Source organism: Trinickia soli (assembly GCF_002879855.1).
GTDB lineage: Bacteria > Pseudomonadota > Gammaproteobacteria > Burkholderiales > Burkholderiaceae > Trinickia > Trinickia soli.
In genome coordinates this window covers 99,432-116,294 of record NZ_PNYB01000015.1, presented here as the reverse complement: position 1 = coordinate 116,294, position 16,863 = coordinate 99,432, and the positions used below count along the sequence as shown (strand labels likewise).

Below are 16,863 nucleotides of genomic sequence, written 5' to 3'. Positions count from 1 at the left end.
TCATCCGTCCAAAGATCGTCTTCGTTGATACGTTATGGCAGAACTCACGACCCTGGATAGGCTGCAACCCGCGCTGCTCGACCGCTTGTCGGACGATGCGCCCCATGAGCGTACGGAGCCGCGAGCGCATCGCGTGATTTCGATGAAGCAATTGCGGGCGAGCGTCTTGCGCGATGTCTCGAACCTGCTCAACGCCCATGCGCTGTATGGCTGCGCATCCCTTGCTGGACATCCGCTGGCCGAAGCGTCGGTCCTGAACTACGGGCTGCGCGACCTGACGGGCCGGGTGCTGTCGAGCCTCGACGACGTCGCGTTGGCGCGCGAGATCGAGCGCAGCATCGTTCGCTTCGAGTCGCGTATCGCAGCGGCGACGCTGCGCGTGACGCCGTTGCGCGCACAGGGCGTAGCGGCCCGTACGTCCGTCGCGTTTCTCGTCGAAGGCGAACTGTGGGGGCGGCCGTTTCCGGAGCGGCTGTGTTTCAAGACCGAACTCGATCTCGAATCCGGCGAGGCGCGGCTCGTCGACGACGTGTCTCCTGCATCGCGGGCGATTCCGCAATGAACGACACCCTGTTCGCCTACTACGAGGACGAGCTGCGACATCTGCGCGAAGCGGGTGCGCAATTCTCGGCGGAATTTCCGAAGGTCGCGGCGCGCTTGGGGATGGACGGGATGGAGTGCGCCGATCCGTACGTCGAGAGATTGTTGGAGGGTTTCAGTTTTCTGGCCGCACGCGTGCGCATGGAAATCGACGCGCAGTTCCCGCGGTTCACGCAGCATCTGGCTGAAATGCTCTATCCGGGGCTACTGGCGCCGACGCCGTCGATGGCCGTCGTGCAGTTCGAACCGGATGTGACGCATCCCGCGCTCTCGCGCGGCGTGACGGTGCAGCGGGGAACCGCCCTGATGAGCCAGCTTGGCCGCGACGGCACGACACGCTGCGAATATCGGACGGCCCAGACTGTGCAACTGTTGCCGCTTCGTCTCGTGCAAGCACGTTATCGTGCGTTCGATTGCCTGCCGGCCGGCATCGGCGCCAATCTATCGGGTGCGCACAAAGCGACCGTGAGCCTGAGCTTCGAATGGTCGGCCGGCGCGCAAGCCGAGCGGCGCGCGCTCGATCGTTTATCGCTCTTTTTGCGCGGCGCGGAGGGATTGGCGCAGCGGCTCTACCTGCAACTGACCGGGCGCGTCTGCGGCGGCTATGTTCGATTGGGAGAAGGCAAGGGCGTGCGCTACGTGCCTTTGCCCGCGCGCTGCGTGAGGGGGCAGGGCTTTGACGACGCCGAGGCATTGCTGCCTTTGTCGGGGTCCACTTTTCGCGGTTGCCGCCTGCTGCGCGAGTATTTCGCGTTTCCCGAGCGCTTCTCGTTCGTCGAACTGTCGGGCCTGCAACAGGTGCCGTGGGACGGCTCCCGCACATTCGAGATCGTGTTGCTGCTCGATGAGCGGGACGAGACGTTACTGCGATGTGTCGACGAGGCGAACTTCGCGCTGCACTGCACGCCTGCGATCAATCTGTTTGCGCGACGCACCGACCGCATCGCCGTCGACGATCGGAAGTTCGAACATCATGTGGTCGTCGAGCGAACGCGACCGATCGATTTCGAGGTATTCGGCATCGAAGGAGTCGACGGCTATTTGACGGGACGCACGCAGCCTCAGCGTTTCTCGGCGTTCTATCGTGCCCGCGATCCAGGCCGAGCCGACGGCAGCCGCGCCTATTTTCAGGCGCGGCGGTCGCCGCGGCTGCTTTCGGCGTCTGAGCGTGCGCTGGGGGCGCGTTCGCGCTACCTGGGCACCGAAGTCTTCGTCGCACTCGTCGATCCGTCGGAAGCGCCCTATTCGGCGCAATTGCAACAGCTTGGCATCGATACGCTGTGCACGAACCGGCACTTGCCGTTGTCGATGCCGATCGGCACGGGATCGACCGATTTCACGGGGCGCACCGACTTGCCGGCGATCGAGCGGATAAGGTGCGTGGCAGGGCCGAGTGCGCCGCGGCCGGCGCTCGCAGAGGGCTCGCTCTTGTGGCGCTTGCTCGATACGCTATCGACGAGCCGATTGCCCTTGATCGAGCGAGCCGGGGCGCAAGACCGAGGTGGATCGCCCTCATACGACGCGCAGCCGTTGCGACAGTGGCTGTCCGCGCTATGCCCGGCAGGCGAGCACATCGGACAGCATCGGATTGCGCAATTGCGACAGGCGAGTGCGCGCGCGATTACACGACGCCTGCCGCTGCCGGGCCCCGTTTGCTTCGGCCGCGGTCTCGAAATCAGCCTGACCTTCGACGACGCAGCGTGGGCGGGCGCAGGCGCGTCGGTGTTCGGCGCCGTGCTGGCGGTAGCGCTTGCCGAATACATGCCGATCAATCAGTTCGCAGAAACAGTCGTGCGCACGACCGGGCAAGGCGAGGTCATGCGATATGCGGCGAGGGCGGGGCGATGCGAGATGCTTTGACGCTCGCCGCCCGTTTAAGCCGCGAAGCGCGGCAATTCGAGGCCTTTCAATTGCTGCGGCTGATCGAATGTGCGAACCCGGACAAAGCGCGCCTTGGCGTGGCGGCGCGGCCCGCGCAGGAGCCGGTTCGTCTCGGGCAGGATCCCGAGTTGCGGTTTTCGTCGGCGCAAGTGACGTCGTATGCGCCGGCGGACGGTTCGATGCCGGAGCGCGTCGCACTCGATTTCGGATTGCTCGGCCCGCAAGGGCCGATGCCGCTGCACCTGACGGAATATGTCCGCGCGCGGTCGCGTCAGCACGGCGATCGCGCGTTCGAGCGATTTCTCGATCTGTTTCATCACCGCATGTCAGGCGTGCGTTACCGGGCCTGGGCAGCATGCCAACCCGTGATCGGTCTCGGCCGTCGCGACGACGATCGTTTCGCTGGCTATGTCGGCAGTCTATGCGGGCTCGCGCAGGGCCGTGTGTCGGCCGGGAGTCCGATCGACGACGACATGCGCCTCGGTGCGGCCGGGCTGCTCGGCGATCGACGCCGACATGCCGCGGGTCTCGTCGCGCTGCTCGAGCGTGCGTGCGAGGTGCCGGTATCGATCGAACCGTTCATTGGGCAATGGCTGCCGGCGCCGGACGAGGCGGGCGTGCGTTTAGGTGCGCGCGGGCGCGGCAGCCTCGGCGAAGGGTACGTCCTGGGGCGGCGAATCTGGGATCGGCAACAAAAATTTCGCATCGTCTTCGGGCCGCTCGACGCGGTGCAAAGCGAGCGCTTGCTGCCAGGCACGAGGGGCTTTAGCCGCATCGTCGCCTGGGTGGCGCTTTACGTCGGAACCACGCTCGATGTCGAGGTCGAGTTGCGGCTGAAGCCCGCCGCCGCTCCCCCGATGCGGCTGGGTGTGAAGTCGCGCCTCGCACGCAGCACGTGGCTTGGGTCGACGAATAAATCGCATGAGCGCCCCGTGCTTCGCTTTTGCCGGCCGGCGCAGTGTATCGAGGATAACCAGGCAAGGATCGACCTTCATGGCAGAACTGACTCGTGCCGTATTGTTCGGCAAGCTGAGCCCCATCGCCTATAGGGCGATCGAAGGCAGTGTCACGCTTGGCCGGTTGCGCGGCCATGCTCGCGTCGAGCTGGCGCACTGGCTGCATCAAATTTTGCGGCATGACGATTCCGATCTGCATCGAATCGCCTGTCATCTTGGGACCGACGTCAGTCTGCTTGTGCGCGAATCGAGCGACGCATTGGCGCGACTATCGTGTTGCGACGGGCAGCCGATCGATTTGTCGGCTGACGTGCTCGAAGCAGCCGAGCGCGGCTGGACTTACGCGTCGCTGATATATGGCGTGCAGCAGGTGCGAACGGGGCATCTGCTGATCGGCATCGTCGCGGCGCCAGCGCTCAGACGCGCGCTGATTGCCTGCGTGCCGTCGTTGCGGACGGTCGATGAAGCCTTGTGCGCACGTGCCTTTGATGCCATCGCCGTCGAGTCCCCGGAGGGCGGCCCATCGGCGGACCGGCAGCGGCCGGCGCGCGCGCCGGGCGAGGATGAAACGGTCGACTTCGCCAGCGACGCACTCGCACGCTACACAGTCGATCTCACCGCGTTGGCCCGCGAGGGCAAGCTCGATCCGATCGTCGGCCGTCACGGCGAAATTCGTCGGGTCATCGACATTCTGCTCAGGCGGCGCCAAAACAATCCGCTGTTGACCGGTGATGCAGGGGTCGGCAAGACCGCCGTCGTCGAGGGGCTCGCACAGCGTATTGTCGAGGGCAAGGTGCCTGCACCGTTGCGCGACGTTTGCGTGCGCGTGCTCGATATCGGCTTGCTGCAAGCGGGCGCCGCGGCGAAGGGCGAATTCGAGGCGCGGTTGCGTAAGCTTGTCGAGCAAGTGCAGGCGGCGCATCGGCCGGTGATTTTGTTCATCGACGAAGCGCATACGCTCATGGGTGCAGGCGGCGCGGCCGGCACCGGCGATGCCGCGAACCTGCTCAAGCCGGCGCTTGCACGCGGCACATTGCGCACGATTGCCGCGACGACGTGGAGCGAGTACAAGCGGCACGTCGAGAAAGACCCGGCGCTCACACGGCGCTTTCAGACGGTTGCGGTCGACGAGCCCGATCAGGAACGGGCGTTGGCTATGTTGCGCGCAATCGCCCCTACCATGGAAGCCCACCACGGGGTGCAGGTGCTCGATGAAGCGCTGCACGCCGCGGTTGCGCTCAGCCATCGGTACATCAACGACCGTCAATTGCCCGACAAGGCCGTCAGCCTGCTCGATACCGTCTGCGCGCGCGTCGCGGCCAGTCGCCATACGGCACCGCCCGAGCTCGATCGGGCGCAGGAACGGGTCGCGACGCTTGCCGCGCAGCGCACTGCCGCCCTACGCGAGCATGCGATCGGGCGTTGTGAGCCGACGCAGGTCCGGCGCGTCGACGAGACGCTCGCGGGCGCGCGGGCGCATGCGGCGGCCCTTGAAGCGCTTTGGCGCGAGCAGGTGTGTCGAGTCGACGCTGTGCTTACGTTGCGCAATGAAATCTGCGACGACGCCCGATTCAATTGTGAGTCGGCGTCGGCGCAGGCGCAGCGGGGTGACGGCGACGGGCGACGAGCCGAACTTGCGCGGCTGGAGCGCGAATTGAACGATCGGCAAGGCGAAACCCCGTTCGTCGCCGCAAACGTGGACCGCGAGGCGGTGGCTGCCGTGGTGCAGGAATGGACGGGCGTTCCCGTGCGCCGCATGTTGCGCGACGAACTCGAAGGCGTGCTTGGGTTGGCAGGGCGGCTCGACGCCGACATCGTCGGCCAGCCACAGGCGACTCGCCGCATCGCCCGACGCATGCAATCGGCACGCGCGGGGCTGCAACGGCCCGGGCGGCCGCTCGGCGTTTTCTTATTGGCCGGGCCCTCGGGCGTCGGTAAGACCGAAACGGCACGAGCGCTGGCCGACTCGCTGTACGGCGGCGAGCGAAATCTGCTTGTGTTCCACATGAGCGAGTTTCAGGAAGGTCACACCGTGTCGACGCTCAAGGGCGCGCCGCCCGGCTATGTGGGCTACGGCGAGGGCGGTGCATTGACCGAAGCGGTACGTCGCAAGCCCTATTGCGTGCTTTTGCTCGATGAGATCGACAAGGCGCATCGCGACGTTCACGCGCTGTTCTATCAGGTCTTCGACAAGGGTGTGATGGAGGACGGGCAGGGGCGCATGATCGATTTTCGCAATACGGTGGTGCTGCTCACCACGAATGTCGGCTGCGAGTGCGTGACGCAAGCCTGGAACGAGGCGGGCGGTGATGCCGAAGCGGCGTACGAGTTGGCGCGAGCTCCATTGCGAGAAAGACTCCTGACCGTTTTTCCGGCTGCCTTGCTCGCGCGCATGACGACGGTTCCGTATTTTCCGTTATCGAATGCATCGCTACGGTCGATTGTGGAAACGCAACTGGGGCGCACGCGCGATCAGGTGCTGGCGCATCACGCTTCGACGCTCGAATACGACGATGCCGTGATCGCGGCTGTTACCGAGCGGTGCGCGCATGGCGAGGGCGGCGCGCGTCTCGTCGACGCGGTGATCGCCGAGGCGCTGGTGCCTGAAATTGCCTGTGCCGTCTTATCGGAGCCTGACCATCAAACCAACGGCGCGCGAATTGTGCTGCGACTCACTGACGGTGCGTTTCGGTGCCTCATCGAACGCCGGCAGTGAAAGGAGCCCACATCGTGTCGCAACTTGTCGTCGCCGGAGCCCAATTGACCTGCACGTTCGGCGCGGCGCCCGCCACGCTCGTCGTGCTGCCGCAGCAGCGCGTGTTCGTCGAGGGACGGCCCGTCGCGAACATCACGGATCACGCACCGCTCGTCAACATTCCGACGTTCGGCCTGTGCAGTGCGCCTGCGAACCCGGCCGTCGCGGCCGCGACCGCAGCGGCGCTCGGCACGCCCACGCCGGCGCCCTGCGTACCCGCCACGGCTGCCCCGTGGGCGCCCGGAGCACCGACGGTCCTGTCAGGCGGCATGCCCCTCGTGAGCAACCTCTGCATGTGCGCTTGCACCTGGGGCGGCAGCGTGACGGTCGTCATGCCCGGCACGCTCCAAACGAGGGTGCCGTAACGGCAGGAGGAACGATGGCCGATATGACGAACCCGCTCCAGACGCACCGCGCAGCCCGCGTTAAAACGGCTTTGCCGGACGACACGCTCGTGCTCGCGGCGATGGACGGTTTCGAGGCAATTTCGAAACCGTTTGCGTTGCGCCTGACATTGCTTGGAAAGCGTCGAGACCTGGAGGCGAAGGCGTTGCTCGGTACGCGTATGTCGGTGTCGCTCGACACCGGATCGCGCGTGCGTCAGTTCAACGGCGTCGTGGCGAGCTTTACGATTGCGGAGGACAGTTGGGGCGATGAGGGGCACGCGCTGTGTCGTTATGAGGCGATCGTTCGCCCCACGCTTTGGCTGCTCACGCGCGGCGCGCACTGCCGATTTTTCCATGCGCGGACCGCACTGGAAATCGTCGCTGCTGTCCTGGGCGAATACGGTGTCGAGTGGCGTAACGCGTGCGTCGCGCGCTACCCGACGCTCGAACACTGCGCGCAGTACGACGAAACCGACTTCGACTTCGTGAGCCGTCTGCTCGAGCGAGAAGGCATCTACTACTTTTTCGAGCACGTCGACGGGAAAGACCGGCTGGTCCTGGCCGATGCGCCGAGTGCGCTGGCGCATGACGGCGCGATCGACTTCACGCAGTCGTTCGTCGATGGCAGACCGCTTCACGAAGCGATCTATCGCTGGCGCTACACGGAGGAGCTGGCGTCCGATACGGTCGAACTGACGGCGTTCGATTTCAGGAACGCGAAGGGCAGCGCACAACAGCAGTCGCTTGTCGTGCGCGCTGCGGACGGCACGGCAGCGCATCGACTTCGAATGGCCGAATACGCGCCGCACTACGCAACGCAGGAAGAGGGGCGTCGCCTGGCGCAGGCGCGCATTGACGCGCTGCAGGCGTCCGCTGTATTCGCCTCCGGCGCCGCGACCGCGCGGTCGATTCGACCGGGCGGCCTGTTTGCGCTGACGGGGCATCCGCGGGCCGGGCAAAACGGCGACTACCTCGTCGTGCAGGCGCGCTATCGCGTCCGCGTCGGTGACTACTCACCGCAGCGCCATGTCGAGCCGGCCTCCACGCTGCAGCGGGAGCAAACCACGCGGTGCGAGCCGGTATTCGATTGCAGCTTCCGCGCGTTACCGAAACGCCGTCCGTTTCGACCGCCGCGCATCACGCCACGGCCGCATGCCGGGTTGCAGACGGCGCTCGTGGTGGCAGCGTCCGGCGACGAGATGAGTACCGAACGACATGGTTGCGTGAAAGTGCAGTTTCATTGGGAGCAATTCGACCCCCCTGCGGAAAGCGAGCGTATGCGGCGCTGTTGGGTTCGCGTTGCGCAGGGTTGGGCCGGTCGCAATTGGGGCATGGTGTTCATGCCGCGTGCAGGGCAAGAGGTCGTCATTGCTTTTATCGATGGCGATCCCGACCGCCCGCTCGTGATCGGCTCCCTCTACAACAGCGCGAACCCGCCGCCGTACGCGTTGCCCGCGCACGAGGCGATCTCGGCGATCCGCACGGCATCGCTATCGGGCGACGGCGAGCGCAACGAACTGCGTTTCGACGACCAGAAGCCTCAGCTTCTGCTTTATGCAGGCGGGCGCGCCGACAGCTACGTCAAGCGCAGCGCGCTGGCCTGGGTGGGGGAGGACGCGCATGCCATCGTCGAAGGCAGGCAACTCGTCAAGGTCGGCTCGCACGACTTCACGATCGACGGCGGACAACGCGTGAAGGTTGGCGCGAGTGCATCGCTGTCGGCGGGCGTCGACGTGTTGCACGAGGCGCGCGTCAACTATGCGGTCAAGGGAGAGATCGTCCATGTCAAAGGCGGCGCGAGCGTCGTGCTCGAAGCGGGCGCGATGCTGACGCTCAAGTGCGGCGGCAGCTTCGTCACGCTCACGCCAGCGGGCGTGCAAATCAGCGGGCCGCTCGTGGGTCTGAACAGCGGGGGGGCGGCCGGTTCGGCGCCGGGCGCATCGGCGGAAATGCCGGACGCCCCAAAGAAGGCCGACGACGGATCAGGCGCGACGTGAACCATGGAGAGCGTTCGTCAGGAACACAAAGCAAGATGCGTCGCACTACTTTCACAAAGAAATCGATCGTGCCGGTCGCTTCCCGAGGAATGAATGCCGTCGAACAATAGAGTCGTTTGGTCGGAGGGCATGTTGCTGCAACAGCAGCACTTGCAGCAGCACGACCGATACCTGCATCGCCTGATCGATGCGCGCTGTAAAGTGCGGGGCCGCTTCGGATGGGGCTTTTCGAAGCTGGTGATCGACGAGCCGTTGCTCTCGCTCGGCAAGCTCGCGCTTCGCGTCTGCGAGGGCGTGATGCCTGACGGCACGCCGTTCTCTTTGCCGGAGGACGGCCACCTGCCGCTGCCGCTCGATGTACCCGAAAGCCGACGCGACGCTGAGATCGTGCTTGCGCTCGCGCTCGCGAGACCGGGCGAGCCCGAGGTCGAGGCGGTGCAACAGAGCGAGCGCACGGAGTGGCACGAAGGCCGGGGCTGGGGCGACTCGCCACTCGATCGCGTATCGCACGCGCGATATCGCCGTGCCGAATATCTGGTCGACGATAGTCATGCGCGCGGGGGCGACAGCGTGATCGTGGAGGTTGCCCGGCTGCAGATGCGGCTTGCGTTCGCCCACGACGTCGGTAGTGAGTTTTCCACGTTGGGCGTGGCGCGTGTCGTCGAGCGGCGCGCGGATCAACGGCTAATGCTCGACGCGGGTTTTATGCCGCCGTGCATCGACTATCGCGCCGCGCCGCCGCTGTCGGCGTTCGTCGACGAGCTCATCGGCTTGCTCAATCAACGCGCGCAAATGCTGTCAGCGCGGCTTGCCGATCGGAGTATCGGCGCCGCCGACGAACTGAGCGATTTCCTTCTGCTTCAACTGATCAATCGCTGCGTGCCGTTGCTCACGCATTGGTCGATGATCGAGGGCGTGCATCCCGAGACGCTCTATTGTTCGCTATTGCAATGGGTCGCCGAACTCACGGGGTTGCTGCGCGGCGCTGTGCGCCCGCACGTCCAGGCGCCGTACCGACACGATGCACTGGCACGATCGTTCGCCCCGCTGATCGAGCGCATTCGCGAGGCGCTCAGCTATGCGATGACGCCGCAGGCCGTGGCAATCGATCTGGATGTGCGGCCGTTCGGTCTTCACGTGGCGCGCGTCGGCGATTCGACGTTGTTTTCGAGTGCGGGCTTCGTATTGACGGCGAAGGCGGAGATGCCGGGGGACGAACTCGCCGAGGCATTGACGCTGCAGTTGAAGGTCGGCCCGCTCGAGAAAATCGACGATCTCGTCAATCTGCAACTGCCGGGAATCGGTCTGCGCTTGCTGCCTGCGGCGCCGCGGCAATTGCCGTTCCATGCGCAGCGGTGCTATCTCGCGCTCGACGCGAACGATGCGTTGTGGCCGCAATTGGCCTCGTCGGGCGCGATCGCACTGCATGTGGCAGGCACCTTCCCGGGATTGGAGCTTCGGCTATGGGCGATCAGGCAATGACGATGCCGCGAGGCGAGCCGGCAGCGGCGGCCGCGCTGACGTCGAGGCTCCGTCGCAATCCATTGATCGAGGCCGGCCATCCTTTGCTGGCGCTCGCGTGTCGTGTGAAGCTGAATCCATTCGACGAGGAACTGGAGTCGCTGCGCAGCCGGCTTGGCGAGATGGTCAACGCTTTTGACGAGGCTGTGCAGCGCGAAAGGGTCGACGAAGAAACGCGCCTCGCTGCACGCTACTGCATCTGCACCTTCGTCGACGAGGTCGTAGCGGCGACGCCGTCGGGGCGCGGCGGTGCATGGGCCAGGCAAAGCCTGCTGGTCTTGTTTCATGCGCAGGCCTCGGGTGGGGAACGCTTCTTCGGCATTCTGCAGGAGTTCTCGCAAGATGCGAACCAGAATATCGATGCACTCGAGTTGCTCTACGTCATGCTGGCGCTCGGTATGGAGGGGCGCTATCGCCCGCTGGTGGGCGGCAGCGCGCAGCTTCAGGCTGTGCGCGACCAACTGCGTCGGCGCGTGATCGCCGCGCGCGGCGCAGCGCCTGCGTGGCCCGGCACTGCGCTTGGTGAGCGAAACATCGGGCACCGGGGATGGCGGGGCTCGACGGCGATGCTGATCGGCGCTGTCGCGGCATCGCTGACGGCGTTTGTCTGCGTCGCACAAGCTCGCCTTCACGCGCAGGCGCAACCGGTGATCGACATGCTCGCGCGCGTGGGCGTCGCTTCGGAATACGCGCCTGAACCAACGCCGTCGGTGTCCACCGGTTCGCTCGCAGCCAGGTTCGAACGACGGTTGTCGGCCGAACTTGCGGCGCGGCGTTTGACGCTCGTAGACGATCATGGCAAGGCCGTCCTGACGCTCGGCAGTGATGGCTTGTTCGCATCGGGCAGCGCGACCGTCCTGTCGACGCGCGTTGCACTGTTGAAGCAGATTGGGGCGGCGTTGCGCGATCTCGACGTGCGCATTGTCGTGACCGGTCACACCGACGATGAGCCCCCCTCCCCGGGCAGGCCTTCGAACTGGCAACTGTCGCTCGCACGCGCCACATACGTTGTGGGATTGCTCTCGGCAGAGGCGGGGGGCGCCGAGCGTTTTCTCGCGCAAGGGCGCGGCGCCGAGGTGCCGGTCGCACCGAACGATACGCCGGCGGACCGCGCGCGCAACCGGCGAGTCGTCATCACCATCGTTGCAAACGGAGCAGGGCTTTGAGAGTAGCCGAGGTGGCCGTCGATCCGCGTAGCCGAAGGCGCGGGCAATGCTGAGAACACTGATCGATCGCAGACGCGCGCGCAAGCTTGCGCGTGCAAAAACGGCTGGCACCGATGTTCGCGAGCCCGAGGCGCAGGAAGCCGAACATGCCCGCGCGGTACGCGATGCGGTCGTCGCCGCGCAGCGTTGGGTGCGCACGGGCGGCCCCGCATGGCGTTTCGGCAGACACAGCGTCTATCGGGTGCCTTGGTATCTGATGCTCGGCGAGCAAGGGGCCGGGAAGTCGGCCATGCTTCGTGCGTCGGGCCGCCGGCCGGTCCAACGCGCCGATGCGCACGCGAGCGCATCGAAGCACATGCCCGGTCGCTGGTGGTTCGATGAAGGCTCGGTGGTGTTCGAGGCGACGCTGAACGATTCGGCCGATGAGGAAGGCTTACGCGCGCTGATGCTGTCGCTCAAGCGTGCGCGGCGTCGTCGTCCTATCGACGGCGTACTGGTCGCCGTGTCGGCTCGACAGTTGCTGAACGAGGACTATGCAGCGCGCGCGCGCCGCGTCGAGGCAATGCGCGCACAGATCGATTTTGTGTATCGGATCTGCAGGCGGCGCGTGCCCGTCTACGTAACGGTGACGCAGTGCGACGGCATAGCGGGCTTCGAACCTTTCGTGCGCGAATTGGAAGCGTCCGCGCTCGATCGGCCGCTTGGCATCCTCTTCCCTGTGACCCACGTGCCGCTCGGCGAAGCGTGGCTCGATCGCTTTTCGCAATCGTTCGAATCGTTGGTTCGGGACGCGCAGGCTCAATTGATCGTGCGATTGCCGGCCGACGGTGATCCGGGGCACGCCGCACAGGTGTATCAATTCCCTCGATCTTTGAAGGCGCTGTCGCTTCCGCTTGGGCGCTTCTGCCATGATGCGTTCGGCGCATCGCCGGGTCTTTACGAACCGGTGTTGTTGCGCGGCGTGAATCTCTCAGCAGTCCTGAATGAAAGCACCGGGGTCGAGAAACCGCGACATCGAGCGGTGTCGAAGCCAGAGACGCATGCACAGGCGTGCTTCGTTCGAGGTTGGTTGAACGATGTCGTGCCCAACGAGCGCGATCTGGCGCGCTCGCGCGAGACGATCTCGCACGCGCGCAGGGTCCGGCTACGTGCGGCTACCATGCTGTGCGTCGCGTTGGCGGCGTGCATGGGTCTGGCCGCGGCTTCGTCGTATCGACGCGGCGTCGCCGACATTGCGACGACCGCATCCTCGGCCACCGCGCTCATGCGTGTGACACACCAAGCGGTCCGCATCGATGCGCCGCGCACGATGCTGCCCGCGCTCGATGCGGCAAGCGGGTTGGCCTGCGGGCCGGCGTGGCGCGATGCGAACAGATCGTGGTTGAGCGTGCTGATATTGGACCGCGAGACGCGCCTTCAATCGGCCTGTCGGGAGGCCTATCGCGGCGTGCTGCGCGAGACGGTTCGACCGTATTTGCTTGCGCGCTTGTCACAGGTGTTGCGGGACTCCGGCGCTGCGCAGGCCGCTCGCTATGAAGCGCTGCGCGTCTATCTGATGCTCGGTGACAAGGCGCGGTACGATCCCACCGCCGTGTTGGCGTGGCTCGACGCGGACGCCGCGCGCGCCGGGCTCTCGGCCCACGAGCGTTCGACGTGGCACGCCCACGCCGCCGCGTGGGCAGATGCCGCGCGCACCGAGCCGAACGTGTCGACGGACGCTTCGCTCGTTGCGCGCGCGCGTGAGCAGCTTCTGATGCAGCCGGAAGCGCAACGCATTTTCGAAGCGATCACACCGGCGTTGGCCGCTGCGATGCCCGCTCCATTGTCGGTCGCCGAGTTGGCCGGGCCGGGCGCTGCGCTCGTCTTCGATCGCAGAAGCGGGGGGGCACTGAGCGATGGCGTGCCCGGCCCCTACACGCTCGAGGGTATGGCTCGATATCAAGCGTTGCGCAATACCGCTATCGAACAGGCACGGCGCGACGATTGGGTGCTCGGGGCCGCCGGCGCTCGAATGGCGGCGGGCTCGGCTGCTGAGGTGGACCGGCTCTACTTCGCGCGATACACCGAGGCGTGGGACGCAATCATCGGCGATGTCCGTTTGCGGCCTTTACCGCTGTCCGATGACGGAGCCGCTGTCGTCAGGCTGATGGCGGGACCCGAATCGCCCCTGCGCGCGTTGCTGTTACGCGCGGCAAGGGAGACGTCGATCGGCGCGGCTACCGCCGTTCCGGCCGCGCAGCGGGCACAAGGCTGGGCCAATGCCGCCCGACGCGCCATTCGCCGATGGGTGGATGCCTCGAAGCAGCCGACATCGACCGCGACCGGCTCATCGATGCGGTTCGACAATGCAGCAGCCCAGGCCATCGATCGTCATTTCGACGCGCTCCATCGCCTCATAGCGGCTGACGGCGAAGCGGGCGCAAGCGCGCTGGACCGCGTGCAAGCGCAACTGAAAGAGGTAGTCGTCTACCAGCAGGCGGTGGGCGTCGCGCGTGCGAATGGGATGCCGCCGCCCGCCGACGATGTGCTGCAGCGGCTCATTCAAAATGCGGCGTCCTTTCCCGCGCCGCTGGGCGGCATGCTGGAGGGCCTCGGCGAGGCGGGGACGGCCGCGGTGCAAGCGGCCGAACGTGTGCGGATCGAGGCGCATTGGCGCGCCGACGTCGCTCCCTTCTGCCATGCGGCCATCGACGGACGCTACCCGTTCGTGGCCGATGCGGACCGCGATGTAACGTTGGACGATTTCACGCGGCTTTTTGCGCCCGGCGGACTGCTCGATGAATTTTTCGAGGCGAACCTGAGGCCGTATGTGGACACGACTGCAACGCCCTGGAAATGGCGCGCGCAGGCGGAATCTGCCGGTATGTCCACTGGCTCGCTACGCGCGTTTGAACGCGCGGCGCACATTCGCGATGCGTTCTTCCCGAATCGGAACAAAGCATTGACGCTGCGGTTTACGCTGACGCCGCGACGCATGGATCAGGCGTTCAGTTTCGTCTCGATCGCGTTGGGCGATCGAATGCTGAATTTCACCGAACCTGCTGCGCAAGCGATGAAATTCGAATGGCCGGACCACGCTGCCGAGGCGTTCGCGCGAATCGACTACCTGTCGGCGGGGAGCACTGGACCGGGGAGCATCGAGACCCATGGTGCGTGGTCGCTTTTCCGCCTGCTTGACCGAGGCAAACTCGATGCGCTCACGCCCGATCGCTTCGCGTTGACGTTTTCGCTCGACGATCATGACATCGAGCTCGATCTTGCTGCGTCCAGCGTGGTCAACCCGTTCGTCTTGCCGGCGCTGCGCTCGTTTCGGTGTCCCTCGACGATGTAACCGTCGCCCCGGTCCTGCGCACACGCTGTGCCGTTAGCGGAACCGTTGCAGCGTCGGGCGTTACTGAAACGATTCCTTCGTTCTTGACGGCCGACGATGATAGCCGCTTCACCGCTTCGACACCTGGTTGAAACCTTGCGCTCGTGCGCGGGACCTGACGGCCGCCTCGCACGCGGGTTGACGCAGTGTGGCGCGGGAGGCGATGCCGCGGCGGCCGTGCTGATCGCGCTCGTGGTAGCGATGATGAGCCTGCCGCTGCCGACCGTCGTGATCGACGCGTTGATCGGCGTCAATATCGGCGTGGCGGTACTGCTGATTGCGATGGCGCTGTATCTGCCGAGTGCGGCGTCGTTTTCGAGCTTTCCGGTCCTCTTGCTGCTGACTACGCTGTTTCGACTCGGAATCGAGGTCAGTTCGAGCCGCTCGATCCTGCTGCACGCCGACGCCGGCGGCATCGTCGATACGTTTGGCCGCTACGTTGCCGGCGACAACCTGGCGGTGGGGATGATCGTGTTTTCGATCATCGCCATCGTTCAGTTCGTCGTCGTGACAAAGGGCGCGGAGCGCGTGGCCGAGGTGGCCGCGCGATTCACGCTCGATGCGATTCCCGGCCGGCAGATGGCGATCGATGCCGATTTGCGCGCCGGCTTCACACGCCCCGAAACGGCACAGCATCTGCGTTCGGAACTGGCGCGGGAGAGTCGCATGCATGGCGCGATGGACGGCGCGATGCGGTTCGTCAAAGGCGATGCGATTGCGGGACTCGTCATCGTCGTCATCAACCTGACGGCCGGCGTCGCTATCGGCGTCGCTCAACACGACCTCTCGTTCGATGAGGCCGTGCAACGTTATTCGATCCTGACGATCGGCAATGCGCTGGTCGCACAAATTCCCGCGCTGCTGATCGCTATTGCGGCGGCCGTGTTGATCACGCGTGGCGGCGACGGCGCGGGGCGACGATCGACGGTGGGCGCGCAAATCGTCGAGCAGCTGAGCGGCGCGCCGGCTGCCTGGCTCATTGCCGCCACGGTCATGGCGATGTTCGCGATGGCGCCCGGCATGCCCTGGCCCGTCTTTCTGCTGTTGGGCAGTGTCATGGCAGGCGTCGCGATATCGCACCTGCGGCGCGATGCCCGCGAGCAGGTCCGGTCTCAGGCATCGGCCACGGCCAGCGTGCCCGAGGCTGCGCCGGACGACACCGACGTGCGGCAGATCGTACCGATGCGCCCGCTCGTCGTGTCCTTGGCCGCGGCCGAGGCAGGCGCCCAAGCCGAAGAGATAGCCGCGTTGATCCGGACGGTGCGCCGCGTTCGGAACGAGATCGTATTGCGCTACGGCGTCACCGTGCCTGTCGTGGAAATCGATCGGGTCGCGCGGCTCGAGGCCGATCACTACGAAATCTCGATCCATGAGGTGGTCGTGGCGTCGGGACGACTTCATTGGGATCGCCTTTGCCTGCCGGTTACGGGCGCGATCGAACAACTCGCACGCGACCACGGCCTGCCGCAGCCGTTTGCGCTGATCGATGGCGCGGTGTGGATCGAGACGCACCGGTTGCCGTTGCCGCTTCCCGAAGCGACGATCGTGCTCGATGCCACTGCCTATTTTGGGGCGTTGCTGCGTCATTTGCTGCTTCGGCATGCGGGCCGCTTCGTCGGCATTCACGAGGCGCAGCTTGTGTTCAACTGGTTGCAGCGCGAGATGCCGGCTACTGCGAAGGAGCTTTCTCAGGCGCTGACGTTGCCACGGTTTGCCGAGGTGATGAAACTGCTGGCCGCGGAACGCGTGTCGCTGCGCAATGTCCGCGAGATCGCCGAAGCGCTCGTTGCGTGGGCGCCTCGCGAGAAGGACGCGGTTGCATTGGCCGAGCAGGTGCGTGTGGCGCTTGGCGCGCAAATCTGCCAGGAATTCGCGAGCGAGCGCGTGCTATACGCATGGTTGCTCGAGCGGGCGCTGGAGGAGCGGCTCGGCGCAGCGCTGCAGCAGACGCCGCTTGGTGGGGTACTCACGGTCGATCATGACGTCACGCGATCGTTGGCCGAGCGTATTCGCATGCTCGCTGCACAGTGCGCAGATGCACGCGTGGTTCCGATCGTATTGACGACGCAGCCATTGCGCCGGCCGCTGCGGCAATTGTTGGCCGACGAAGCCTTCGATACCCATGTGCTGTCCTACGCCGAGCTCTCGGCGACGCAGCGGGTGCAGGTGCTCGGCACAATCTCGCTCGAGGAACCGTCTGCGGCAACGCAATGACGTCCCGCTGCGCATCA

At 65.6% G+C, this 16,863-nt stretch carries 10 protein-coding genes; all 10 read left to right on the top strand.

What is annotated here, in order from left to right; all coding sequences use genetic code 11:
* Nucleotides 1-34 precede the first annotated feature (34 nt).
* The 10 genes from tssE (at nt 35) to C0Z19_RS18085 (ending at nt 16,846) form a co-directional block, all read left to right on the top strand.
* Nucleotides 35-562, top strand: a complete 528-nt coding sequence (gene tssE, locus C0Z19_RS18130; RefSeq protein ID WP_102611212.1) for a type VI secretion system baseplate subunit TssE — start codon at nt 35-37, stop codon at nt 560-562.
* The gene (gene tssF / locus C0Z19_RS18125) at nt 559-2,460 is read left to right on the top strand and encodes a type VI secretion system baseplate subunit TssF (protein WP_102611211.1); all 1,902 of its coding nucleotides are present in this window, start codon (nt 559-561) and stop codon (nt 2,458-2,460) included. Before tssE ends, tssF begins: the two co-directional genes overlap by 4 nt.
* Nucleotides 2,445-3,530, top strand: a complete 1,086-nt coding sequence (tssG, locus tag C0Z19_RS18120; RefSeq protein ID WP_102611210.1) for a type VI secretion system baseplate subunit TssG — start codon at nt 2,445-2,447, stop codon at nt 3,528-3,530. The genes tssF and tssG overlap by 16 nt, the downstream gene beginning before the upstream one ends.
* Complete coding sequence (tssH, locus tag C0Z19_RS18115) at nt 3,475-6,153, top strand: type VI secretion system ATPase TssH (protein ID WP_102611209.1); 2,679 nt, start codon at nt 3,475-3,477, stop codon at nt 6,151-6,153. Before tssG ends, tssH begins: the two co-directional genes overlap by 56 nt.
* Before the next feature lie 14 nt (nt 6,154-6,167).
* The gene (locus C0Z19_RS18110) at nt 6,168-6,557 is read left to right on the top strand and encodes a DUF4280 domain-containing protein (protein ID WP_102611242.1); all 390 of its coding nucleotides are present in this window, start codon (nt 6,168-6,170) and stop codon (nt 6,555-6,557) included.
* A gap of 23 nt (nt 6,558-6,580) precedes the next feature.
* Complete coding sequence (locus tag C0Z19_RS18105) at nt 6,581-8,575, top strand: type VI secretion system Vgr family protein (protein ID WP_102611241.1); 1,995 nt, start codon at nt 6,581-6,583, stop codon at nt 8,573-8,575.
* 93 nt (nt 8,576-8,668) lie between these two features.
* On the top strand, nt 8,669-10,057 hold the full coding sequence (tssK, locus tag C0Z19_RS18100) for a type VI secretion system baseplate subunit TssK (RefSeq protein ID WP_102611208.1): 1,389 nt from the start codon (nt 8,669-8,671) through the stop codon (nt 10,055-10,057).
* Nucleotides 10,039-11,262 carry a type IVB secretion system protein IcmH/DotU gene (gene icmH, locus C0Z19_RS18095; protein ID WP_102611207.1) on the top strand — a complete coding sequence of 408 codons (1,224 nt, stop codon included), beginning with the start codon at nt 10,039-10,041 and terminating at the stop codon, nt 11,260-11,262. The genes tssK and icmH overlap by 19 nt, the downstream gene beginning before the upstream one ends.
* 46 nt (nt 11,263-11,308) lie before the next feature.
* Nucleotides 11,309-14,593, top strand: a complete 3,285-nt coding sequence (tssM, locus tag C0Z19_RS18090; protein ID WP_102611206.1) for a type VI secretion system membrane subunit TssM — start codon at nt 11,309-11,311, stop codon at nt 14,591-14,593.
* 96 nt (nt 14,594-14,689) lie between these two features.
* Nucleotides 14,690-16,846 (top strand): flagellar biosynthesis protein FlhA, encoded by a 2,157-nt coding sequence (locus C0Z19_RS18085; RefSeq protein WP_102611205.1) that lies wholly within the window; start codon nt 14,690-14,692, stop codon nt 16,844-16,846.
* Nucleotides 16,847-16,863: the final 17 nt, after the last annotated feature.

Excerpts from the sequence above, each read along its gene's own strand:
- icmH (WP_102611207.1), top strand. The coding sequence starts at position 10,039 with ATGGGCGATCAGGCAATGACGATGCCGCGAGGCGAGCCGGCAGCGGCG.
- tssK (WP_102611208.1), top strand. The coding sequence starts at position 8,669 with ATGCCGTCGAACAATAGAGTCGTTTGGTCGGAGGGCATGTTGCTGCAA.
- tssH (WP_102611209.1), top strand. The coding sequence starts at position 3,475 with ATGGCAGAACTGACTCGTGCCGTATTGTTCGGCAAGCTGAGCCCCATC.
- C0Z19_RS18105 (WP_102611241.1), top strand. The coding sequence starts at position 6,581 with ATGACGAACCCGCTCCAGACGCACCGCGCAGCCCGCGTTAAAACGGCT.
- tssF (WP_102611211.1), top strand. The coding sequence starts at position 559 with ATGAACGACACCCTGTTCGCCTACTACGAGGACGAGCTGCGACATCTG.
- tssG (WP_102611210.1), top strand. The coding sequence starts at position 2,445 with ATGCGAGATGCTTTGACGCTCGCCGCCCGTTTAAGCCGCGAAGCGCGG.
- tssM (WP_102611206.1), top strand. The coding sequence starts at position 11,309 with ATGCTGAGAACACTGATCGATCGCAGACGCGCGCGCAAGCTTGCGCGT.
- C0Z19_RS18085 (WP_102611205.1), top strand. The coding sequence starts at position 14,690 with ATGATAGCCGCTTCACCGCTTCGACACCTGGTTGAAACCTTGCGCTCG.
- tssE (WP_102611212.1), top strand. The coding sequence starts at position 35 with ATGGCAGAACTCACGACCCTGGATAGGCTGCAACCCGCGCTGCTCGAC.